The sequence below is a fragment of the Paenirhodobacter sp. CAU 1674 genome (assembly GCF_029222945.1).
GTDB lineage: Bacteria > Pseudomonadota > Alphaproteobacteria > Rhodobacterales > Rhodobacteraceae > Rhodobacter.
This window is the reverse complement of record NZ_JARHUH010000001.1, coordinates 147,487-170,444: the sequence shown is the minus strand read 5'-3', so window position 1 is coordinate 170,444 and position 22,958 is coordinate 147,487. Positions and strand designations below refer to the sequence as shown.

At 64.5% G+C, this 22,958-nt stretch carries 24 protein-coding genes; all 24 read left to right on the top strand.

Annotation, left to right across the window (positions count from 1 at the left end):
* Window positions 1–97: 97 nt before the first annotated feature.
* The 24 genes from P2G62_RS00800 (at window position 98) to P2G62_RS00685 (ending at window position 22,953) form a co-directional block, all read left to right on the top strand.
* A complete protein-coding gene (locus P2G62_RS00800) occupies window positions 98–2,032 on the top strand; it encodes a biotin carboxylase N-terminal domain-containing protein (RefSeq protein ID WP_275732945.1) in 1,935 nt (644 codons plus the stop codon).
* Complete coding sequence (locus P2G62_RS00795; protein WP_275732944.1) at window positions 2,029–2,679, top strand: glutathione S-transferase family protein; 651 nt, start codon at window positions 2,029–2,031, stop codon at window positions 2,677–2,679. Before P2G62_RS00800 ends, P2G62_RS00795 begins: the two co-directional genes overlap by 4 nt.
* Entirely contained in the window at window positions 2,672–3,535 is an 864-nt protein-coding gene (locus P2G62_RS00790) for a hydroxymethylglutaryl-CoA lyase (protein WP_275732943.1), read from the top strand. Before P2G62_RS00795 ends, P2G62_RS00790 begins: the two co-directional genes overlap by 8 nt.
* On the top strand, window positions 3,528–4,310 hold the full coding sequence (locus P2G62_RS00785) for a crotonase/enoyl-CoA hydratase family protein (RefSeq protein WP_275732942.1): 783 nt from the start codon (window positions 3,528–3,530) through the stop codon (window positions 4,308–4,310). The genes P2G62_RS00790 and P2G62_RS00785 overlap by 8 nt, the downstream gene beginning before the upstream one ends.
* A gap of 267 nt (window positions 4,311–4,577) precedes the next feature.
* Window positions 4,578–4,943, top strand: a complete 366-nt coding sequence (locus P2G62_RS00780) for an NADH-quinone oxidoreductase subunit A (protein WP_275732940.1) — start codon at window positions 4,578–4,580, stop codon at window positions 4,941–4,943.
* Window positions 4,934–5,467 carry an NADH-quinone oxidoreductase subunit B gene (locus P2G62_RS00775; protein WP_250044162.1) on the top strand — a complete coding sequence of 178 codons (534 nt, stop codon included), beginning with the start codon at window positions 4,934–4,936 and terminating at the stop codon, window positions 5,465–5,467. The genes P2G62_RS00780 and P2G62_RS00775 overlap by 10 nt, the downstream gene beginning before the upstream one ends.
* A 13-nt stretch (window positions 5,468–5,480) precedes the next feature.
* The gene (locus P2G62_RS00770) at window positions 5,481–6,080 is read left to right on the top strand and encodes an NADH-quinone oxidoreductase subunit C (protein WP_275732939.1); all 600 of its coding nucleotides are present in this window, start codon (window positions 5,481–5,483) and stop codon (window positions 6,078–6,080) included.
* Between the two features lie 52 nt (window positions 6,081–6,132).
* Window positions 6,133–7,374, top strand: coding sequence for an NADH-quinone oxidoreductase subunit D (locus tag P2G62_RS00765; protein ID WP_275732938.1), 1,242 nt, complete (start codon window positions 6,133–6,135; stop codon window positions 7,372–7,374).
* Entirely contained in the window at window positions 7,374–8,501 is a 1,128-nt protein-coding gene (nuoE, locus tag P2G62_RS00760; protein ID WP_275732937.1) for an NADH-quinone oxidoreductase subunit NuoE, read from the top strand. Before P2G62_RS00765 ends, nuoE begins: the two co-directional genes overlap by 1 nt.
* 27 nt (window positions 8,502–8,528) lie before the next feature.
* Complete coding sequence (locus tag P2G62_RS00755; protein WP_275732936.1) at window positions 8,529–9,206, top strand: hypothetical protein; 678 nt, start codon at window positions 8,529–8,531, stop codon at window positions 9,204–9,206.
* Between the two features lie 97 nt (window positions 9,207–9,303).
* The gene (gene nuoF, locus P2G62_RS00750) at window positions 9,304–10,599 is read left to right on the top strand and encodes an NADH-quinone oxidoreductase subunit NuoF (protein WP_275732935.1); all 1,296 of its coding nucleotides are present in this window, start codon (window positions 9,304–9,306) and stop codon (window positions 10,597–10,599) included.
* Between the two features lie 5 nt (window positions 10,600–10,604).
* On the top strand, window positions 10,605–10,880 hold the full coding sequence (locus P2G62_RS00745; RefSeq protein WP_275732934.1) for a hypothetical protein: 276 nt from the start codon (window positions 10,605–10,607) through the stop codon (window positions 10,878–10,880).
* A 70-nt stretch (window positions 10,881–10,950) separates the two neighbouring features.
* The gene (gene nuoG / locus P2G62_RS00740; protein WP_275732933.1) at window positions 10,951–12,960 is read left to right on the top strand and encodes an NADH-quinone oxidoreductase subunit NuoG; all 2,010 of its coding nucleotides are present in this window, start codon (window positions 10,951–10,953) and stop codon (window positions 12,958–12,960) included.
* Between the two features lie 4 nt (window positions 12,961–12,964).
* The gene (locus P2G62_RS00735; RefSeq protein ID WP_275732932.1) at window positions 12,965–13,372 is read left to right on the top strand and encodes a hypothetical protein; all 408 of its coding nucleotides are present in this window, start codon (window positions 12,965–12,967) and stop codon (window positions 13,370–13,372) included.
* A gap of 24 nt (window positions 13,373–13,396) precedes the next feature.
* Window positions 13,397–14,434, top strand: coding sequence for an NADH-quinone oxidoreductase subunit NuoH (gene nuoH, locus P2G62_RS00730; RefSeq protein WP_275732931.1), 1,038 nt, complete (start codon window positions 13,397–13,399; stop codon window positions 14,432–14,434).
* Between the two features lie 3 nt (window positions 14,435–14,437).
* The gene (gene nuoI, locus P2G62_RS00725; protein WP_275732930.1) at window positions 14,438–14,929 is read left to right on the top strand and encodes an NADH-quinone oxidoreductase subunit NuoI; all 492 of its coding nucleotides are present in this window, start codon (window positions 14,438–14,440) and stop codon (window positions 14,927–14,929) included.
* Window positions 14,926–15,336 (top strand): carboxymuconolactone decarboxylase family protein, encoded by a 411-nt coding sequence (locus P2G62_RS00720; RefSeq protein WP_275732929.1) that lies wholly within the window; start codon window positions 14,926–14,928, stop codon window positions 15,334–15,336. Before nuoI ends, P2G62_RS00720 begins: the two co-directional genes overlap by 4 nt.
* Complete coding sequence (locus P2G62_RS00715; protein WP_275732928.1) at window positions 15,333–15,941, top strand: NADH-quinone oxidoreductase subunit J; 609 nt, start codon at window positions 15,333–15,335, stop codon at window positions 15,939–15,941. The genes P2G62_RS00720 and P2G62_RS00715 overlap by 4 nt, the downstream gene beginning before the upstream one ends.
* 49 nt (window positions 15,942–15,990) lie before the next feature.
* Window positions 15,991–16,296, top strand: coding sequence for an NADH-quinone oxidoreductase subunit NuoK (gene nuoK / locus P2G62_RS00710; protein ID WP_275732927.1), 306 nt, complete (start codon window positions 15,991–15,993; stop codon window positions 16,294–16,296).
* 6 nt (window positions 16,297–16,302) lie between these two features.
* Complete coding sequence (nuoL, locus tag P2G62_RS00705) at window positions 16,303–18,426, top strand: NADH-quinone oxidoreductase subunit L (protein WP_275732925.1); 2,124 nt, start codon at window positions 16,303–16,305, stop codon at window positions 18,424–18,426.
* Window positions 18,426–19,961 carry an NADH-quinone oxidoreductase subunit M gene (locus P2G62_RS00700; protein WP_275732924.1) on the top strand — a complete coding sequence of 512 codons (1,536 nt, stop codon included), beginning with the start codon at window positions 18,426–18,428 and terminating at the stop codon, window positions 19,959–19,961. Before nuoL ends, P2G62_RS00700 begins: the two co-directional genes overlap by 1 nt.
* A 13-nt stretch (window positions 19,962–19,974) precedes the next feature.
* Complete coding sequence (gene nuoN / locus P2G62_RS00695; protein ID WP_275732923.1) at window positions 19,975–21,414, top strand: NADH-quinone oxidoreductase subunit NuoN; 1,440 nt, start codon at window positions 19,975–19,977, stop codon at window positions 21,412–21,414.
* 1 nt (window position 21,415) lies between these two features.
* Window positions 21,416–22,165, top strand: a complete 750-nt coding sequence (locus tag P2G62_RS00690; RefSeq protein WP_275733209.1) for a biotin--[acetyl-CoA-carboxylase] ligase — start codon at window positions 21,416–21,418, stop codon at window positions 22,163–22,165.
* Between the two features lie 11 nt (window positions 22,166–22,176).
* Window positions 22,177–22,953 carry a type III pantothenate kinase gene (locus tag P2G62_RS00685; RefSeq protein ID WP_275732922.1) on the top strand — a complete coding sequence of 259 codons (777 nt, stop codon included), beginning with the start codon at window positions 22,177–22,179 and terminating at the stop codon, window positions 22,951–22,953.
* Window positions 22,954–22,958: the final 5 nt, after the last annotated feature.

Genomic DNA, 22,958 nt, shown 5'->3' with positions numbered 1-22,958 from the left:
GCTGAAAACCGATGTGGTTCATCTTGGTCAAAATATCCCGGGGGGCTCCGCAGGAGCGGGGGCAGCGCCCCCTCGCGGTTCCAAGGGGAGGAAACCGATGTTTCACAAGATCCTGATTGCCAACCGGGGCGAGATCGCCTGCCGTGTGATCGACACCGCGCGCCGCATGGGCGTGGCGACCGTCGCCGTCTATTCTGATGCCGATGCGGGCGCGCGCCATGTCGCGCTGGCCGATGAGGCGGTGCATATCGGCGGGCCGCGTCCGGCCGACAGCTATCTGCGCGGCGATGCGATCATTCGTGCCGCACTCGACACCGGCGCGCAGGCGATCCATCCGGGCTATGGGTTTCTGTCCGAAAACCCCGGTTTCGTCGATGCGGTGCAGGCGGCGGGGCTGGTGTTCATCGGTCCCTCGGGCGATGCGATCCGGGCGATGGGGCTGAAGGATGCGGCCAAGGCGCTGATGGTCGAGGCGGGCGTGCCCGTGGTGCCCGGCTATCACGGCACCAATCAGGACCCCGAGCATCTGGCGGGCGCGGCCGATACGGTGGGCTATCCGGTGCTGATCAAGGCGGTGGCGGGCGGTGGTGGCAAGGGCATGCGCCGGGTCGATCACCCGCGCGATTTCGCCGCCGCGCTGGCCAGCGCCCAGGGCGAGGCGCAGACCGCCTTCGGCAACCCCGATGTGCTGATCGAGAAATACGTCGAGAAGCCGCGCCATATCGAGGTGCAGGTCTTTGGCGACGGCACCCGCGCCGTGCATCTGTTCGAGCGGGATTGCTCTTTGCAGCGCCGCCACCAGAAGGTGATCGAAGAGGCCCCAGCGCCCGGCATGACGCCCGAGATGCGCGCCGCGATGGGGCAGGCCGCCGTGCGTGCCGCCGAGGCGATCGGCTATTCGGGCGCGGGTACGGTGGAATTCATCGTCGATGCCAGCGACGGGCTGCGCGCGGATCGGTTCTGGTTCATGGAAATGAACACCCGTCTGCAGGTCGAGCACCCGGTGACCGAGGCGATCACCGGCGTCGATCTGGTCGAATGGCAGCTGCGTGTGGCCTCGGGCGAGCCCTTGCCCGCGCGGCAGGAAGATCTGAAAATCACCGGCCACGCCTTCGAGGCGCGGCTTTATGCCGAAGACGTGCCTGCGGGCTTCCTGCCCGCCACCGGCACGCTGGCGCATCTGCGGTTTGCCGATCACTGCCGCGCTGACACCGGCGTGCGTCCGGGCGACACGATCAGCCCGTGGTATGATCCGATGATCGCCAAGCTGATCACCCATGGGCCGACCCGCGCGGTGGCGCTGGCGCAGCTGGCACAGGCGCTCGATCAGACCGAGGTTGCGGGCACGGTAACGAACCTGGGCTTTCTGGGCGCGCTGGCACGGCATCCGGGGTTTGCGGCAGGCGATGTCGATACCGGGCTGATCGCGCGCGATCTGGATGCGCTGGTGGCCCAGGGCGCGCAGCCGCCGGCGGCGCAGGCGCTGGCGGTGCTGGCGGCGGCGGGGTTGCACGAGGGCGCGGGCAGCGGCTTTGCGCTGTGGGGCGCGCTGCGCCGGATGGTGCCCTTCGCCTGCGAAGCGGCGGTGCGGGTGCATGGTCCGGGGCAGGTCACGGTCGAGGTGGACGGCGCGGTGCATGACTGCGTGCTCAAACCGGACGGCTGGTGGGTCGACGGGGTCAAGACCGGCGCACGGCTGCATGTCGGCACGGACGAGATCACCGTCTTCATGGGCGGCGCGCATCGTTTCGCCCGGGTCGACCCGTTGGCGCGGGTGGCCGAAGGCGCGGCCTCGGATCTGACGCTGGCGCCGATGCCCGGCCTGGTGAAGGCGGTCTTTGTGGCGCCCGGGCAAGAGGTCGCGGCGGGTGACCGGCTGGCCATTCTGGAGGCGATGAAGATGGAGCACACGATGCTGGCCGCGCGTGCCGGCGTGGTGGCCGAGGTTCTGGTGGCCCCGGGTGTGCAGGTCGAGGCGGGCGCGGCGCTGATCCGGTTGGCGGACGAGGCCGCAGACGAGGCCGCGGCATGAGCGTGCTGCACCACGTCCCCGGCTCGCGCAGCCTGCGGGTGCTGTGGCTGCTGGAGGAACTGGCCGAGCCGGTCGATCTGCGGATCTGGTCGCTGACCGATGGCAGCCTGCGTAGCCCCGAGTTTCGCGCATTGTCTCCGGCCGGGCGGATACCGGCACTGGAAGTCGACGGGCGGGTGATTTTCGAATCCGGGGCCATCGTCGAATATCTGACCGAGACGCGCGGGCGGCTGGCGCCCGCGCCGGGCAGCGCCGAGCGGGCCGATTTTCTGGAATGGCTGCATTTTGCCGAAACCCAGGCGAATATCCTGCAAAGCCTGAACATCCACCACATCTTCCTGCGTCCCGAAAGCGCGCGCTCGGTGCCGCTGATGCGGCTGGATACCAAGCGGCTGGCGGTGACGATGCAGGCGCTGGAGGCGCATCTGACCGGGCGCGACTGGATCTTGCGTGATTTCTCGGCCGCCGATTGCATGCTGGCCTTCAACATCGACGCGATGTTCCGCTTCGTCCGGGCCGAAGGATTTCCGGCGATCGCGGCCTATCGCGCGCGGGTGCAGGCCCGTCCGGCCTATCAGCGCGCGCTGGAGCGTGCGGGCGGCGACACGATCTATACCCAGGAATTTTACGAGCTGACCGATGGCTGAAAGCGTTGAAATCTTTGAAATGGCGCCCCGCGACGGGTTGCAGAACGAAAAGCGGCTGATCCCGACCGCCGAGAAGATCGCGCTGGTCGATTGCCTCAGCCGCGCGGGGTTCCGCCGGATCGAGGTGGCCTCTTTCGTGTCGCCCAAATGGGTGCCGCAGATGGCCGACAGTGCCGAGGTTCTGGCGGGGATCACCCGGGCGCCGGGCGTCCGCTATGCTGCGCTGACGCCGAACCTGCGCGGCTATGAAGGTGCGCGTGCGGCGCGGGCCGATGAGGTGGCGATTTTCGCCTCGGCCTCGGAAGGGTTTTCGAAGGCCAATCTGAACTGCACGATTGCCGAAAGTCTGGAACGGTTCGCCCCGATCATCGAGGCGGCGCAGGCGGATGGCATGCCGGTGCGCGGCTATGTCTCGGTCGTTACCGATTGCCCCTATGATGGGCCGACCGCGCCCGAAAGCGTGGCGCGGGTCGTGGCGGCGCTGCGGGACATGGGCTGCTACGAGGTCAGTCTGGGCGACACCATCGGTCAGGGCCGCCCCGAGACCATAGACGCCATGCTGCGCGCGGTGCTGAACGAACTGCCCGCCGACCGTCTGGCCGGGCATTACCACGATACGGCCGGGCGCGCGCTTGCCAATGTCGATGCCAGCCTCGCGCTGGGGCTGCGGGTGTTCGACGCGGCGGTGGGGGGGCTGGGCGGCTGCCCCTATGCGCCGGGCGCTGCGGGCAATGTGGCGACGGAAAAGCTGGCTGCGCATCTGGCAGCCCGCGGATTTGATACCGGGCTTGATCCGGCGGTTCTGAATGAAGCCGCCGCATTGGCGCGGGCGATGAAAGGGCAGGGCAATGACTGAGACGATCAGGGTCGAGACCGATGCGCGCGGTGTGGCGCGGCTGGTGCTGGCACGCACGGAAAAGCACAACGCGCTGAGCGCGCAGATGATGGACGAGATCACCGCGGCGATCACCGCGCTTGGCGCCGATCCGGCGGTGCGGGTCGTCGTGCTGGCCGCCGAGGGCGGCAGTTTCTGCGCGGGGGGCGATCTGAAATGGATGCAGGCGCAGATCAACGCCGATGCCGAGACGCGGGCGGCCGGGGCACGGAAACTGGCGGGGATGCTCAATGCGCTCGACAGTTGCCCCAAGCCGGTGATCGGCCGGGTCCATGGCAATGCCTTCGGCGGCGGCATCGGCATGATGTCGGTCTGCGATGTGGCGGTGGGGGTCGAGGGCGCGCGCTTCGGCCTGACCGAGACGAAGCTCGGGCTGACGCCCGCGACGATCTCGCCCTATGTGGTGGCGCGGATGGGGGCGGCCAAGGCGCGGCGCGTCTTCATGTCGTCGCGGCTGTTCGATGCGGCAGAGGCGCGCGATCTGAACCTGCTGGCGCGGGTGGTGGCGCCCGACGACCTGGATGCCGCGATCGAGGCCGAGGTGGTGCCCTATCTGTCCTGTGCCCCCGGCGCAGTGGCCGATGCCAAGGCATTGGTGCGCAGCCTCGGGCCGCGGATCGAAAGTGACATCGTGGATGCGACAATTCGGGCCCTTGTCGCCCGCTGGGAAAGCCCCGAGGCGATCGAGGGAATCACCGCCTTCTTTGACAAGCGCGCGCCCGGCTGGATCGGCTGATGCGCCACCCGGCGGCGGAAAAAATTGTGCCGGCTTGACTTTGATCATGGGCGGGAGAGGCAGTGGCCCTTCCCGCCCGTTTCTTTCCTGCACCCCAGCCATGGCAGCGCAGGCTGTGATGCCTGATCCGGTGTGCAGCGGTATACAATTTGCACTTTTCGCTCCCAAATCCGGCGGCTCTCGGTTGACCCGGGGCAGTGGCGGGGCTATTGGTCGGCACAGCCGGAACCTGCGCGACAACTGGTCGCGTCACGAGGGAGCCAACCAGTGCACGACATGCTGCGTGAATATCTTCCCATTCTCATCTTTCTTGCCATGGCTATTGGTCTGGGGCTTGTCCTGATCCTTGCCGCCGTGGTGCTTGCCGTGCGCAATCCCGACCCTGAAAAGCTGTCGGCGTATGAGTGCGGTTTCAACGCTTTCGACGACGCGCGGATGAAGTTCGATGTGCGCTTCTACCTCGTCTCGATCCTGTTCATCATCTTCGATCTGGAAGTCGCATTCCTGTTCCCCTGGGCGGTGGCCTTCGGCGGGCTCAGCATGGTCGCGTTCTGGTCGATGATGGTGTTCCTGGGCGTGCTGACCGTGGGCTTTGCCTATGAATGGAAGAAAGGGGCGCTGGAATGGGCGTGATGACCGGAGCCAACACCGCGGCCGCGGATATGGATGTGGCGACTGCCGCGCTCAACCGCGACCTGCAGGACAAGGGCTTCATCCTGACCTCGGCCGAAGACATCATCAACTGGGCGCGCAACGGCTCGCTGCACTGGATGACTTTCGGTCTGGCCTGCTGTGCGGTGGAAATGATGCACACCGCGATGCCGCGCTACGATGTGGAACGCTACGGCTTCGCCCCGCGCGCCAGCCCGCGCCAGTCCGACGTGATGATCGTCGCGGGCACGCTGACCAACAAGATGGCCCCAGCGCTGCGCAAGGTCTACGACCAGATGCCCGAGCCGCGCTATGTCATCTCGATGGGCAGCTGCGCCAACGGCGGCGGTTATTATCACTACAGCTATTCGGTGGTGCGTGGCTGTGACCGGATCGTGCCGGTCGACATCTATGTGCCCGGCTGCCCGCCCAGTGCCGAGGCGCTGATGTATGGCATCCTGCAGCTGCAGCGGAAGATCCGCCGCACCGGCACGCTGGTGCGCTGAGGAGGGACGAGTAATGACCGAACAGCTGCAAGAACTCGCCGCCCATATCGAACTGAAGCGGGGCGCCGATGTGCTCTCGACCGAAGTGGCCTATGGCGAGTTGAACGTCACCGTCACCCCCGGTTCGATTGTCGATTTCGTGGACTTCCTGCGCGAGGACCCGAACTGCAAATTCTCGACGCTGGTTGACATCACCGCGGTCGACTACCCGTCCCGCCCGGCGCGGTTCGACGTGGTCTGGCATTTCCTGTCGATGTATCGCAACCAGCGCATCCGCGTGAAGGCGGCCGTGCGCGAGGACGAGATGTGCCCCTCGATCACCGATGTGCACCCCTCGGCCAACTGGTTCGAACGCGAAGTCTTCGACATGTTCGGCATCCTGTTCTCGGGTCACCCGGACCTGCGCCGTCTGCTGACCGATTACGGCTTCCGTGGCCATCCGCTGCGCAAGGATTTCCCCACCACGGGCTATGTCGAGCTGCGCTATGACGAGGCGCAAAAGCGCGTCGTTTACGAGCCGGTCAACCTGACGCAGGAATACCGTCAGTTCGACTTCCTGAGCCCGTGGGAAGGTGCCCATTACATTCTGCCCGGCGACGAGAAGCAGGGCTGAGCCAGCCAGGGGCCCCCGGGCCCCGGCCATCGGCAAGACAAAGGTAAAGATCATGGACGGCGACATCCGGCAAAATACCTACGATGACGGCTCGAAGGACTTCCTGACCGGCGAGCAGCGGATTCGTAACTTCAACATCAACTTCGGGCCTCAGCACCCGGCCGCGCACGGCGTGCTGCGGATGGTTCTGGAACTCGACGGCGAGATCGTGGAACGCGCGGACCCGCATATCGGCCTGCTGCATCGCGGCACCGAGAAGCTGATGGAAAGCCGCACCTATCTGCAGAACCTGCCGTATTTCGACCGCCTCGACTATGTGGCGCCGATGAACCAGGAACATGCCTGGTGCATGGCCATCGAACGGCTGACCGGCACCGTGGTGCCGCGCCGCGCCTCGCTGATCCGGGTGCTCTATTCGGAACTGGGGCGCATCACCAACCACCTGCTGAACGTCACCACGCAGGCGATGGACGTGGGCGCGCTGACCCCGCCGCTGTGGGGCTTTGAAGAGCGCGAGAAGATCATGATCTTCTACGAACGCGCCTGCGGTGCCCGTCTGCACGCCAACTATTTCCGTCCCGGCGGCGTCCATCAGGATCTGCCCGAGGCGCTGATCGACGACATCGAGGAATGGGCCAATGCCTTCCCGCAGGTGCTGGACGACATCGAGGGCCTGCTGACCGAAAACCGGATCTTCAAGCAGCGCAACGCCGACATCTGCATCATCACCGAGAAAGAGATCCTCGACTGGGGCTATTCGGGCGTGATGGTGCGTGGCTCGGGCTTTGCCTGGGACCTGCGCCGCAGCCAGCCCTACGAATGCTATGACGAATTCGATTTCAAGGTGGCGATCGGCAAGAACGGCGACTGCTACGACCGTTACCTCGTGCGTATGGCCGAGATGCGGGAATCGACCAAGATCATCCATCAGGCGATCGCGAAACTGCGCGCGCCCGAAGGCAAGGGCGACGTGCTGGCGCGCGGCAAGATGACCCCGCCCAAGCGCGGCGACATGAAAACCTCGATGGAAAGCCTGATCCACCACTTCAAGCTTTACACCGAAGGCTTCCACGTCCCCGCAGGCGAGGTTTACGCCGCGGTCGAGGCGCCCAAGGGCGAATTCGGCGTCTATCTGGTGTCGGACGGCACCAACAAACCCTATCGCGCCAAGATCCGGGCTCCGGGCTATCCGCACCTGCAATCCATGGACCACGTGGCCAAGGGCCACCAACTGGCCGACGTGTCGGCTATCATCGGCACGATGGACATCGTGTTCGGGGAGGTTGACCGCTAATGCTCCGTCGTCTTCATCACGAGCAACCCAGCTCTTTCGCTTTCACCCCCGCCAACCTGGAATGGGCGCAGGGGCAGATCAGCAAGTTCCCGGTCGGCCGTCAGGCCTCGGCGATCATTCCGCTGCTGTTCCGCGCGCAAGAGCAGGAAGGCTGGCTCAGCCGTCCGGCGATCGAATATGTCGCCGACATGCTGGACATGCCCTATATCCGCGCGCTTGAAGTCGCGACTTTCTACTTCATGTTCCAGCTGGCCCCGGTCGGTTCGGTGGCGCATATCCAGATCTGCGGCACCACCAGCTGCATGATCTGCGGCGCCGAAGACCTGATGAAGGTCTGCAAGGAAAAGATCGCCGCGCATCCGTTCGAGATTTCGGCCGATGGCAAGTTTTCCTGGGAAGAAGTCGAGTGCCTGGGCGCCTGCGCCAACGCGCCGATGGCCCAGATCGGCAAGGACTATTACGAAGACCTGACCGAAGAAAGCCTGGCCAAGCTGATCGACGACATGGCGGCGGGCGGCAACCCGAAAGCCGGCTCGCAAGTCGGGCGGTTCAGCTCGGAACCGGCGTCGGGCCTGACCTCCTGCACCGAGACCAAGGGCGACAAAGAGGCGAACAACGGTTCGGTCAATCTGGCCGTGACGATCGGCGACTCGATCAAGCGCATCGACGGCACCGAAGTGCCATTCTCGGCGCCGTGGCAGTCCTCGGGCCAGTTCCCGGCGATCGGCATCATGGGCGCGAACCGCCCGAAATCGGCCGTGCAGCAGGCGGCAGCGGCGAAAGCCGCGGCACCCGCTCCGGCTGCCGCACCTGCGGCGGCGGCCCCCGTCAGTGGCGCCAAGCCCGCAACGCTGGCGGCTGCGCGCGAGGGCAAGGCCGATGATCTGAAGATGATCAAGGGCGTCGGTCCGAAGCTTGAAGCGCTGCTCAACAGCATGGGCTTCTTCCACTTCGACCAGATTGCGGCCTGGACCGAGGCGGAACTGGCCTGGGTCGACGAGAACCTCGAAGGGTTCAAGGGCCGGGCGTCGCGTGATGAATGGGGCGCACAGGCGAAACTTCTGGCCGGTGGCGCCGAGACGGAATTCTCGGCCCGCGCCAAGAAGGACGGGATTTACGAGGCGTAACGCGCAGGATCGGGACGAAGGGGCACGATGGCGATGTATGACGATGGATGCCGGGGCAAAGCTTGGATCGGGGGCGCGGTAACGGGCCTTCTGGTCATGCTGTTGCTGCTGACCATGGGTCATCAATCCTTCGCCGCCGCGCTGTTCCTTGGGCTGGTGGTGTTCCTGCTGTTCGGCGCACTTCTGGTCTGGCTGTTCTGCGATGGCCGCGATCCGGGGCTGGGCGTGCCGCGTGCGCTGTCCACGCCGGTTGCGGCTCCGGCGCCTGTCACCCCGGCTGCCGATCTGCCGACACCCGCGCCGGTCGAGGCCGAGCAGCCCAAGGCAGAGGCCCCGAAAGCTGAGGCGCCAGCGGCAGTGGCTCCCGAAGCTCCGGCCCCGAAGGCCGCGCCGGTGGCGGCGTCTGATGCCACGGGCGAGGGGCGCAAGCCTGCGGGTCTGCCGGGGCCACGCAACGGCCAGGCCGACGATCTGAAGAAGATCGAAGGCATCGGCCCGAAACTGGAAGAGCGCCTGCATCGCTGGGGTGTGTTCCATTTCGACCAGATCGCGGGCTGGGGCCCGGAAGAGATTGCCTTTGCCGATGCGGCGATGCCGCGTTTCAAGGGCCGCTGCACGCGCGACAAATGGGTCGCGCAGGCGAAGATCATCGTGGACGAGGGGCTTGAGGCCTTTCTCGAACGCGCCAAGACGAATGACTACTGAGACCCCGCAACGGGGGCTCTGAACGACAGATTTCGCGCCGGGCAACCGGGGCAACAGGCGCCGGGCTCCGGTGGCCCGGGCAACTGAGGGAAACGACATGCTGAAAGATCAGGACCGGATCTTTACCAACCTCTACGGGATGCACGACCGCTCCCTCAAAGGGGCGATGATGCGCGGCCACTGGGATGGCACGGGCGAAATTCTGTCCAATGGCCGGGATTGGATCATCGAGCAGGTCAAGGCTTCGGGGCTGCGCGGGCGCGGTGGCGCGGGCTTCCCGACCGGCCTGAAATGGTCGTTCATGCCCAAGCAATCCGACGGCCGCCCCGCCTATCTGGTGGTGAACGCCGACGAATCCGAGCCGGGCACCTGCAAGGACCGCGAGATCATGCGCCACGATCCGCATACGCTGATCGAGGGCTGCTTGATCGCCGGTTTCGCGATGGGCGCGCGCGCGGCCTATATCTATATCCGCGGCGAATATGTGCGCGAGAAAGAGGCGCTGCAGGCCGCGATCGACGAATGCTATGACGCGGGTCTGATCGGGCTGAACGCCAGCAAGTCGGGCTATGATTTCGACGTTTACCTGAGCCACGGCGCGGGCGCCTATATCTGTGGCGAGGAAACCGCGCTGATCGAAAGCCTGGAAGGCAAGAAGGGCATGCCGCGGATGAAACCGCCGTTCCCGGCCGGTTCGGGGCTGTATGGCTGCCCGACCACGGTGAACAACGTGGAATCCATCGCCGTTGTGCCGACGATCCTGCGCCGCGGTGCTGCGTGGTATGCGTCCTTCGGGCGCCCGAACAACACCGGCGTGAAGCTGTTCGCGATGTCGGGCCACATCAACACCCCCTGCGTCATCGAGGAATCGATGTCGATCAGCATGAAAGAACTGATCGAGAAACACGGCGGCGGCGTGCGCGGCGGCTGGAAGAACCTGAAGGCCGTGATCCCCGGCGGCGCCAGCTGCCCGGTGCTGCCCGCGCATCTGTGCGAAGATGCGATCATGGATTACGACGGCATGCGCGAGCTGAAGTCGAGCTTCGGCACCGCCTGCATGATCGTGATGGATCAGCAGACCGACATCATCAAGGCGATCTGGCGGCTGTCGAAATTCTTCAAGCACGAGTCCTGCGGCCAGTGCACGCCCTGCCGGGAAGGCACCGGCTGGATGATGCGCGTGATGGACCGTCTGGTCCGCGGCGAGGCCGAGATTGAAGAAATCGACATGCTGTTCGAGGTGACGAAACAGGTCGAGGGCCACACGATCTGTGCGCTTGGCGATGCGGCGGCCTGGCCGATCCAGGGCCTGATCCGGCATTACCGCGAGGAAATCGAAGACCGCATCAAGGCCCGCAAAACGGGCCGCATGGGTGCGATGGCGGCGGAGTGAAGCAGGTGAACGCAGCGCTTCCCCTTGGTGTCGTGACGCTGGCCCTGTCGGGCTGTGTCGCCATGGCGCCGGGCAACACGGTCTACACCGCGCCCGAGGGCTATGCGGTGACGGCCGAGGGGAGCGCGCTGCGGGTGACCCGCACGGCGCAGGCTTTCGGTTATGCCGATGGGGCCGAAGCGCGCCGCGCGGCCGATGCGTTCTGCCGGGGCAAGGTGAAGTCCTCGCCCGAAGACAATTTCCAGGCGGGTGCCTGGGTCTACCCGGGGGGCTGCGCATGAGCGGCACCGCGGCACTTGTAACGAAATTCCGCGCGGGTCACCGCGCCTTTGGCAACTGACGGATCAGAGCATGTCGAACACGCGCAAAATCATCATCGACGGCCATGAGGTCGAGGTTGATCCGAACCTGACCCTCATTCAGGCCTGCGAGCAGGCGGGCATCGAAGTGCCGCGCTTCTGCTATCACGAGCGCCTCTCGATCGCTGGCAACTGCCGGATGTGCCTGGTCGAGGTCGTCGGCGGCCCGCCGAAACCCGCCGCCAGCTGCGCGATGCAGGTCAAGGACTTGCGCCCCGGCCCGAACGGCGAACCTTCGGTGATCAAGACCAATTCGCCGATGGTCAAGAAGGCCCGCGAAGGGGTGATGGAGTTTCTGCTCATCAACCACCCGCTGGATTGCCCGATCTGCGATCAGGGCGGCGAATGCGACCTGCAGGACCAGGCGATGGCTTACGGCGTCGATTTCTCGCGCTATCGCGAACCCAAGCGCGCCAGCGAGGATCTGAACCTCGGGCCGCTGGTGTCAACCTGCATGACCCGTTGCATCAGCTGCACCCGCTGCGTGCGCTTCACCAGCGAAGTCGCCGGCATCACCCAGATGGGCCAGACCGGCCGCGGCGAGGATAGCGAAATCACCAGCTATCTGAACATGACGCTGGACAGCAACCTGCAGGGCAACATCATCGACCTGTGCCCGGTCGGCGCGCTGACCTCGAAACCCTATGCCTTCACCGCCCGTCCGTGGGAGCTGACCAAGACCGAGACGATCGACGTGATGGACGCGCTCGGCTCCAACATCCGGGTCGATACCAAGGGCCGCGAAGTCAAACGCATCGTGCCGCGCAACCATGACGGCGTGAACGAGGAATGGATTTCCGACAAGACCCGTTTCGTCTGGGACGGTCTGCGCCGTCAGCGTCTGGACACGCCCTATATCCGGGAAAACGGCAAGCTGCGCAAAGCGACCTGGGCCGAGGCCCTGTCCGCCGCGGCCTATGCGATGAAGGGCAAGACGGTTCTGGGTCTGGTCGGCGATCTGGCCTCGACCGAAGCGGCCTTCAGCCTGAAAACGCTGATCGAGGGGCTGGGCGGTCGCGTCGAATGCCGCATCGATGGCGCGCGTCTGCCGGTGGGCAACCGGTCTGCCTATGTCGGCAATGCGGCGATTGCCGATATCGACAGCGCCCGCAACATCGTGCTGATCGGCACCAACCCGCGCACCGAAGCGCCGGTGCTGAACGCGCGCATCCGCAAGGTCTGGGTCGCGGGGGCGCAGGTTTCGGTGATCGGGCCGGATGCGGACCTGACCTATGACTACACCAAGCTGGGTGAAGACCGTGACGCGCTGCTGCGCGCGGTGGCCGAGGCGCAGCCGGTCGAAGGCTCGCTGGTGATCGTGGGGCAGGGCGCCCTGAACGAGGCCGATGGTGAGGCGGTTCTGGCGCAGGCGATGGCGCTGGCCGAGAAACTCGGCGGCAAGATGCTGGTGCTGCACACCGCTGCGGGTCGTGTCGGCGCGATGGATGTGGGCGCGGTCACCGAAGGCGGGCTGCTGGCCGCCGTCGAAGGCGTGCAGACCGTGTTCAACATGGGCGCCGACGAGGTCGAGATCGCGCCGGGCCCGTTCGTGATCTATCAGGGCAGCCATGGTGATCGGGGTGCCTCGCGCGCCGATGTGATCCTGCCCGCCGCCGCCTATACCGAGGAAAACGGCCTGTTCGTGAACACCGAAGGCCGCCCGCAGCTTGCGTTCCGTGCGGCATTCGCGCCGGGCGCAGCCAAGGAAAACTGGGCGGTGCTGCGCGCGCTTTCGGCCGAACTGGGCGCGACGCTGCCCTGGGACAGCCTGGCCGGTCTGCGCAAGGCCATGGTCGCGGCGGTGCCGCATCTGGCACAGGTCGACAAGGTCGTGGACAACGGCTGGACCGCGCTGGAGCTGCGCGCGCCGGGCAAGGCCAGCTTCCGTCACGCGATCCGCGATTTCTATCTGACCAACCCGATTGCGCGGGCCTCGGTGCTGATGGCTGAACTTTCGGCCAATGCCAAGGCGCGTGCGGCCCAGGCGATGGCGGCGGAGTAAACGGATGCACCAGACCCTGCCCCGCGCGTTCAAGCTTGCCCCCGGCCTTCTGGCCGGGCTGGCGGCCTGTGCGCCGGCCGAAGGGGCAGGCACGGCTGTTGCAAAACCCGTCTATCGTGGGGTCGAGACGCGGCTGCTGGAAGGCGATCTGGTCAATTTCCACGTCACGGCCTCGGGCGGGGCCGGCGAAGAAACGGTGGTGGCCTATGCCACCTGTGCGGCGGCGCAATATGCGCTGATCCGCGGATATGGCTTCGCGCGGCACGTCCGCACGAAGGTCTCTGAACACGGTGGCATCTGGCGGGCAGATGCGGTTTACACCATTTCGCCCGCGCTGCCCCGCGGCTTGCGGACGATCGACGCGGAAGTGACGGTCGCCGATTGCGCGGATCAGGGAATACCGACGGTTTGAGAATAAGGCGGTCTGAGGGACAACATGGCTGAGTTTCTGGCAACACCACTGGGCACGGCGCTTCTGATCGCGGTGCAAGGTCTGGGGATCATCGCGTTCGTGATGCTGTCCCTGCTGTTCCTGGTCTATGGCGACCGCAAGATCTGGGCCGCGGTCCAGATGCGCCGCGGTCCGAACGTGGTGGGCGCCTTCGGCCTGCTGCAATCGGTGGCCGACGCGCTGAAATATGTGGTCAAGGAAATCGTCGTGCCTGCGGGCGCCGACAAGTTCGTCTTCTTCCTGGCCCCGATGCTGAGCCTCGTGCTCGCCATTCTGGCTTGGGCTGTGATCCCGTTCAACGAAGGCTGGGTTCTGGCCGACATCAACGTCGCGATCCTGTTCGTCTTTGCCGTGTCGTCGCTGGAAGTCTACGGCGTGATCATGGGCGGCTGGGCGTCGAACTCGAAATACCCGTTCCTTGGCTCGCTGCGCTCGGCCGCGCAGATGATTTCGTATGAGGTCAGCCTGGGCCTGATCATCGTCGGTGTGATCATCTCGACCGGCTCGATGAACCTGTCGGCCATCGTCGAGGCGCAGCGCGGCAATATGGGCCTGTTCAACTGGTATTGGCTGCCGCACCTGCCGATGGTGGCGCTGTTCTTCATCTCGGCGCTGGCTGAAACCAACCGCCCGCCCTTCGACCTGCCCGAGGCGGAATCGGAACTGGTTGCGGGCTTCATGGTGGAATATTCCTCGACGCCTTACCTGCTGTTCATGGCCGGCGAATATATCGCGATCTTCCTGATGTGCGCGCTGATCTCGATCCTGTTCTTCGGTGGCTGGCTCAGCCCGATCCCGGGTATCGCCGATGGCGTGCTGTGGATGGTCGCCAAGATGTGGGTGATGTTCTTCATGTTCGCCATGGTGAAGGCAATCGTGCCGCGCTACCGCTACGACCAGCTGATGCGCATTGGCTGGAAGGTGTTCCTGCCGCTGTCGCTCGTCTGGGTGGTTCTGGTGGCGTTCCTGGCAAAATTCGAAGTGTTCGGCGGCTTCTGGGCCCGCTGGACGATGGGGGGCTGATCCATGGCTTTCGATTACGCACGCGCTGCGAAATATTTCCTGCTGGTCGATTTCATCAAGGGTTTCGGCCTGGGCATGAAATACTTCTTCGCGCCCAAGCCCACGCTGAACTACCCGCATGAAAAGGGGCCGCTGTCGCCCCGCTTCCGCGGCGAACACGCGCTGCGCCGCTATCCCAATGGCGAAGAGCGCTGCATCGCCTGCAAGCTCTGCGAGGCGATCTGCCCGGCGCAGGCGATCACCATCGACGCGGAACCCCGCGAGGACGGCAGCCGCCGCACCACGCGCTACGACATCGACATGACGAAATGCATCTACTGCGGCTTCTGCCAGGAGGCCTGCCCGGTCGATGCGATCGTCGAGGGACCGAATTTCGAATTCGCGACCGAAACCCGCGAAGAGCTGTTCTACGACAAGGCCAAGCTGCTGGACAACGGTGCCCGCTGGGAGGCCGAAATCGCCCGCAACCTTGAAATGGATGCGCCCTACAGATGACCGAAGAATTCCAGAAACTTTTCGCCACGATGATGGAGCAGGGCCAGGAAATGGCCCGGATGTTCAACCCTGGGCTGGAAAGTTTCAACCCCAGCGCATTCGAGAAACTCTTCCCCACCATGTCGAAGGACATGATGGAGATGTGGTTCGGCAAGACCTTCAACCGCGAGGGGCTGGACGCGCGCACGCGCCTTCTGGTCACCATCGCGGCGCTGACGGTGCTGGGCGCGCAGGCAGAGGCGCAGCTGCGGCTGACCATCCGCCACGCGATCGCCGCCGGGGCAACGCAACGCGAGATCGCCGAGGTGATCTTTCAGATGAGCATGTTCGGCGGGGTGCCCGCCATGACCAAGGCGCTGGATATTGCCCGCTCGGTCTTTGACGAAAATTCGGGGGAAAACACATGACGGTGTTTGCATTCGCCTTTTACCTGTTCGCCGTTCTGGCGGTGGTGTCGGGCTTCATGGTGGTCGTGTCGAAGAACCCGGTCCACTCGGTTCTGTGGCTGATCCTGACCTTCCTGTCGGCTTCGGGGCTCTTCGTGCTGCAGGGCGCGGAATTCGTCGCGATGCTGTTGATCATCGTCTATGTCGGCGCGGTCGCGGTGCTGTTCCTGTTCGTGGTGATGATGCTCGACATCGACTTCGCCGAGCTGAAGGGCGAGTTGGCGCGGTTCATGCCGCTCGGGCTGCTGGTCGGCGTCGTGATGCTGCTGCAACTGGGCGCGGCTTTCGGGGCCTGGCAAACGGCCGAGGGCGCCGACAACCTGCATGTCGCACCGATGGTAGAGGGGGTGGACAACACCACCGCGCTCGGCCTCGTGCTTTATGACCAATATCTCTTCCTGTTCCAGGCGGCGGGTCTGATCCTGCTGGTCGCGATGATCGGGGCGATCCTGCTGACGCTGCGCCACCGCAAGGATGTCAAACGCCAGAACGTGATTGCACAGATGCACCGCGACCCGGCCAAGGCGCTGGAACTGGTCGATGTGAAACCGGGGCAGGGGCTGTGATGACACCTGCACGCATGAAGAAATCGGGCACGAACCCGGAGGGACAGCGATGATCGGACTTGAACATTACCTTGGTGTGGCGGCGGCTTTGTTCGTCACGGGCATCTTCGGCATCTTCGTGAACCGCAAGAACGTCATCGTCATCCTGATGTCGATCGAGCTGATGCTGCTGGCCGTCAACATCAACATGGTGGCCTTCTCGGCGCATCTGGGCGATCTGGCGGGGCAGGTGTTCACGATGTTCGTGCTGACCGTGGCCGCGGCAGAGGCCGCCATCGGGCTTGCGATCCTCGTGGTCTTCTTCCGCAACCGCGGCTCTATCGACGTCGAAGACGTCAACGTGATGAAGGGGTAAGGGCTTATGGAAACGATCATCCTCTTTGCCCCGCTTCTGGGGGCGATCATTGGCGGCTTCGGCTGGCGCGTGATCGGCGAGAAGGGCGCGATGGCGCTGACCACGGGCCTGCTGTTCCTGGCCTGTGCGCTCAGCTGGGTCGTGTTTCTGGGCCATGACGGCCAGACCCATCACATCGAGATCCTGAAATGGATCCAGTCGGGGGTGCTCGATACCTCCTGGGGGATCCGGGTCGACCGTCTGACCGCGATCATGCTGATCGTGGTGACCACGGTTTCCGCGCTGGTTCACCTGTATTCGTGGGGCTACATGGCCCATGACGACAACTGGGGCCATCACGAGCATTACAAGGCGCGCTTCTTCGCCTATCTGTCGTTCTTCACCTTCACCATGCTGTCGCTGGTCACTGCCGACAACCTGGTGCAGATGTTCTTCGGCTGGGAAGGCGTGGGCGTGGCCTCCTATCTGCTGATCGGCTTCTACTACAAGAAGCCCTCGGCCAATGCCGCCGCGATCAAGGCCTTCGTGGTCAACCGCGTGGGCGACTTCGGCTTCATGCTGGGGATCATCGGTCTGTTCTACATGACCGGCTCGATCAAGATGGACGACGTGTTCGCCGCCGCCCCGCAACTGGCCGAGACCTCGCTGCACTTCCTGTGGCGTGACTGGAACGCGGCCAACCTGCTGGCGGTGCTGCTGTTCATCGGTGCGATGGGCAAATCGGCGCAGCTGTTCCTGCACACCTGGCTGCCGGACGCGATGGAAGGCCCGACCCCGGTGTCGGCCCTGATCCACGCGGCAACCATGGTGACCGCGGGTGTGTTCCTGGTCTGCCGGATGTCGCCGCTTTATGAATACGCCCCCGAGGCGAAGATGCTGATCGTCTATCTGGGCGCCACCACCGCGTTCTTCGCGGCGACCGTGGGTCTGGTGCAGAACGACATCAAGCGCGTGATCGCCTATTCGACCTGTTCGCAGCTGGGCTACATGTTCGTGGCGGCGGGCGTTGGCGTCTATTCGGTCGCGATGTTCCACCTGCTGACGCATGCCTTCTTCAAGGCGATGCTGTTCCTTGGCGCCGGTTCGGTCATCCATGCGATGCACCATGAACAGGATCTGCGGAACTACGGCAACCTGCGCAAGAAGATTCCGCTGACCTTCTATGCGATGCTGATCGGCACGCTGGCCATCACCGGCGTCGGCATTCCGCTGACCACGATCGGTTTCGCGGGCTTCCTGTCGAAGGACGCGATCATCGAGAGCGCCTTTGCCAGCGGCAACGGCTATGCCTTCTGGCTGCTGGTGATCGCGGCGGGGATGACCTCGTTCTACTCGTGGCGCCTGATGTTTATGACCTTCTGGGGCAAGGAACGTGGCGATCATCATGCGCATGAGCATGCCCACGAAAGCCCGATGGTGATGCTGGTGCCGCTTGGTGTTCTGGCGCTTGGCGCGGCGTTCGGCGGCATGGTGTGGTATAACAGCTTCTTCGGCGATCACGCCAAGGTGCTGAGCTTCTTCGGCATGCCGCACCACGAAACGGCGATGGCGGAAGGCGAACATGCGGCGGCCCCGGCCGAGCATGGCACGGCCCCGGTCGAGCATGTCGCCGCCACCGAGACGCATGCCGCAGAGGCGCCCGCCACCGAGGGCCACGGCCCGGTTGCCGGTGTCGCCCCGCAAGGCGCGATCTTCATGGCCGAAACCAACACCGTGATGAACGACGCGCACCACGCGCCCGCCTGGGTCAAGGTTTCGCCCTTCATCGCGATGCTGATCGGTCTGGCGCTGTCCTACCTGTTCTACATCGTCAACCCGAAGCTGCCGGTCAAACTGGCCGAGGCCCAGCCTGCGCTTTACCAGTTCCTGCTGAACAAATGGTATTTCGACGAGCTGTATGATGCCATCTTCATCCGCCCGGCCAAGTGGCTTGGCAACTTCCTGTGGAAGAAAGGCGATGGTCGCGTCATCGACGGGCTGATCAACGGGGTTGCCCTTGGCGTCGTGCCGTGGCTGACCCGTCTCGCGGGTCGGGTGCAGTCCGGCTATCTGTTCCACTACGCTTTCGCCATGGTCATCGGCATCGTGGTGCTCATGTTCTGGGTCGTCCTGACCGGGGGGTCGCACTAATGGAAAACCTGCTTTCCATCATCACTTTCATTCCCCTGGTGGCAGCGGCCATTCTGGCGCTGGTGCAACGCGGCGGCGGCGAGGCGGCGGACCGCAACGCGAAGTGGTTCGCGCTGACGGCCACCACCGTGACCTTCCTGGTCTCGCTGTTCGTGCTGGCCGGGTTCGATCCGCAAAACACGGGCATGCAATTCGTGGAAGAGCGCGCCTGGATCATGGGTCTGCACTACAAGCTGGGCGTCGACGGGATCTCGGTTCTGTTCGTGATGCTGACGACCTTCCTGATGCCGCTGACCATCGCCTCGTGCTGGGGTGTGGAAAAGCGCGTCAAGGAATACATGATCGCCTTCCTGGTTCTGGAAGGGCTGATGATCGGCGTCTTCGTTGCGCTGGATCTGGTGCTGTTCTACCTGTTCTTCGAAGCCGGTCTGATCCCGATGTTCCTGATCATCGGTATCTGGGGCGGCAAGGAACGGATCTACGCGGCGTTCAAGTTCTTCCTTTATACCTTCCTCGGCTCGGTGCTGATGCTGGTGGCGATGATCGCGATGTATATGGATGCGGGCACGACCGATATGGTCACGCTGCTCAGCCACGAATTTTCGTCGCAAACCATCCATGTGCTTGGCTTCTCGGTGATGGGCGGCATGCAGACGCTGCTGTTCCTGGCCTTCTTCGCATCGTTCGCGGTGAAGATGCCGATGTGGCCGGTGCACACCTGGCTGCCCGACGCGCACGTTCAGGCCCCGACCGCGGGTTCGGTCGTGCTGGCGGCGGTGCTGCTGAAGATGGGGGGCTATGGCTTCCTGCGGTTCAGCCTGCCGATGTTCCCCGTCGGCTCCGAAGTGATGGGCCCGCTGGTGCTGTGGATGTCGGCCATTGCCATCGTCTACACCTCGCTGGTGGCGCTGGCGCAGTCGGATATGAAAAAGCTGATCGCCTATTCGTCGGTGGCCCACATGGGCTATGTGACGATGGGGATCTTTGCGGTGAACCAACAGGGTATCGACGGCGCGATTTTCCAGATGCTGAGCCACGGCTTCATCTCGGGCGCGCTGTTCCTGTGTGTGGGCGTTATCTACGACCGCATGCACACCCGCGAGATCGAGGCCTATGGCGGCCTTGTGAACCGCATGCCGGCCTATGCGCTGATCTTCATGTTCTTCACCATGGCGAACGTGGGCCTGCCGGGCACCTCGGGCTTCATCGGTGAATTCCTGACGCTGATGGGTATCTTCCAGACCAACACCTGGGTTGCCGCAGTGGCCACCTCGGGGGTCATCCTGTCGGCCGCCTATGCGCTGTGGCTCTATCGCCGCGTTGTTCTGGGCGAGCTGATCAAGGAAAGCCTGAAATCTATCGTCGATATGGACCGCCGTGAAAAAGCGATCTTCGCACCGCTGGTGGTGATGACCCTGCTGCTGGGTGTCTATCCCAGCCTCGTGACCGATATCATCGGGCCTTCGGTGGCCCAGATTGTGACTGACTACCACGCCAGCCTGCCTGCCGAACTGACGGCAGTGGCCGGGCATTGAGGGAGAAACGACAATGACTTCTGCGGATTTCTCCACGATCCTGCCGGAATTCCTGCTGGCCGTCTTTGCGATGGTGGCGCTTCTGGGCGGCGTCTGGGGCGGTAAGGACAAGATCGCGGGCGCTGTGCTTTGGGCCACGGTCGCGGTGCTGGTGCTGGTCGGCGTCTGGACCGGGCTGCGCGGCGGCGAAGCGGTCAGCGCCTTCAACGGCATGTTCATCGACGACGCCTTCGCCCGGTTCGCCAAGGTGGCGATCCTGCTGTCGGCGGCGGCCGTTCTGGCAATGAGCGCCGATTACATGGCGCGCCGCGACCTGCTGCGCTTCGAATATCCGATCCTCGTCGTTCTGGCGGTGATCGGGATGATGATGATGGTCTCGGCGGGCGATCTGATGTCGCTTTACATGGGGCTGGAGCTGCAGTCGCTGGCGCTTTACGTCGTGGCCGCCCTGCGCCGCGACAGCACCAAGTCGTCCGAAGCCGGTCTGAAATATTTCGTGCTGGGCTCGCTCAGCTCGGGGCTGCTGCTCTATGGCGCGTCGCTGACCTACGGCTTCGCGGGCACCACCTCGTTTGCGGGTATCATCACCGTGGTTCAGGAAGGTCACCTGCCGCTGGGCGTTCTGTTCGGCCTGGTGTTCATGGTCACGGGTCTTGCGTTCAAGGTTTCGGCCGTGCCGTTCCATATGTGGACGCCCGACGTTTACGAAGGCTCGCCGACCCCGGTCACCGCCTTCTTCGCCACCGCGCCGAAAATGGCGGCGATGGCGCTGATCGCGCGGCTGGTGCATGACGCCTTCGGCCATGTCACCGCCGAATGGGGGCAGGTGATCGGGCTGATCGCGGTGGCCTCGATGTTCCTTGGCTCGATCGCGGGTATCGGGCAAAAGAACATCAAGCGCCTGATGGCCTATTCGTCGATCGCGCATATGGGCTTTGCGCTGCTTGGCCTGACCGCGGGCACCGCCGAGGGCGTGCAGGCGATGCTGCTGTACATGACCATCTATGTGGCGATGAACGTCGGCACCTTCGCCTTCATCCTGTCGATGGAACGCGATGGCCAACCGGTGACCGATATTTCGGCGCTGAACATGTATGCCAAGAACGAGCCGGTGAAGGCGCTGGCGCTGCTGGTGCTGTTCTTCAGCCTCGCGGGCGTGCCGCCGATGCTGGGCTTCTTCGCCAAGTTCGCGGTGCTGAAAGCCGCGCTCGGGGCGGGGTTCATCTGGCTGGCGGCGCTTGGTGTGGTGGCATCCGTGATCGGGGCCTTCTACTACCTGCGCATCGTCTACTACATGTATTTCGGGACCGAGACCGAGGCGCTCGACACCCGGATGCCCGCGGTGCAATGGGTGCTGCTGATGTTGTCGGCTTTCGTTATGGTTGCCGGCGCATTCAACCTGTTCGGAATCGAGGGGGCCGCACAGGCAGCGGCAGCGGCGCTTGTGCGCTGACCTGACAGCCTGGCCCGAGGGTGTGGCCCGCCATGCCTTGGGCCGGGTCGACAGCACCATGTCCGAAGCATCCCGTCTGGCCCCGCATCTTGCGGGGCCTGCATGGATTCAGGCACGCGAGCAGACCGAGGCCCGTGGCCGGCGTGGCCGCGAATGGCGGATGCCGCCGGGCAATTTCGCCGCGACCTTGGTGTTCCGTCCGCAGGGCGGCCCGGCCGAGGTCGCGCGCTTTTCCTTCGTCGCGGCGTTGGCGCTCAACCAGACGCTGGCGCGGTTGGCCGGCCCGCATGCGCGGCTGGCGATCAAATGGCCCAATGACGTGCTGCTCAATGGTGGCAAGGTTGCGGGCATCCTGCTGGAAAGCATCAGCGCCGGGGCAGGGGTGTCGAGCCTTGCAATCGGGATCGGCGTCAACCTGGTCGAGGCCCCGCCCGCCGATACGGTCGAACCCGGCGCGGTTCACCCGGTCAGCCTGCTGGGCGAAACCGGCGTGCGCATCACACCCGAAGAGTTTCTGCCCCCGCTGGCCACCGCCTTTGCCGGGTTGCAGGCACTTTACGAGCATTTCGGCTTTGCCCCGATCCGCAGCGCCTGGCTTTCGCGGGCGGCCCGGTTGGGGGAACGGGTGACTGCGCGCACCGGCACCGAAACCCACGAAGGGATCTTCGACACGATCGACGAGACCGGCGCGATGGTTCTACGCACATCTGATGGCCTGCGCGCCATCCCCGCAGCGGATGTGTTTTTCTGAGGAGACGGCTCATGCTGTTGTGCATCGACTGCGGGAATACCAATACGGTATTTTCGATCTGGAATGGCGAGGATTTCATCTCGACCTGGCGGATCGCCACCGACCACCGCCGCACCGCGGATGAATATTATGTGTGGCTCTCGACCCTGATGACCCTGAAAGGCATCAAGCCGCATATCTCCGAGGCGATCATCTCCTCGACCGCGCCGCGGGTGGTGTTCAACCTGCGCGTGCTGTGCAACCGCTATTACGACTGCCGCCCGCTGGTGGTGGGCAAACCCGAATGCGCGTTGCCGGTGGCGCCGCGGGTCGATCTGGGCACCACTGTCGGGCCTGACCGTCTGGTGAATACCGTTGCGGGGTTCGACCGGCACGGCGGCGATATCATCGTGGTCGATTTCGGCACGGCGACCACCTTTGACGTTGTGGCCCGCGATGGCGCCTATATCGGCGGGGTCATCGCACCCGGTGTGAACCTGTCGCTCGAGGCGCTGCACATGGCGGCGGCCGCGCTGCCTCATGTCGATGTGACGCATCCGGGGCAGGTGATTGGCACGAATACGGTGGCCTGTATTCAATCGGGCGTCTATTGGGGGTATATCGGTCTGGTCGAAGGTATCGTCCGCCAGATCCGCGCCGAACGCGACCGCCCGATGAAGGTCATCGCGACGGGCGGGTTGGCGGCGTTGTTCGATCAGGGGTTTGATCTGTTCGACGCGGTCGAGGACGACCTGACCATCCATGGGCTGCGGCTCATCAGTGATTACAACAAGGGGCTGAGCGCGTGAAAGAA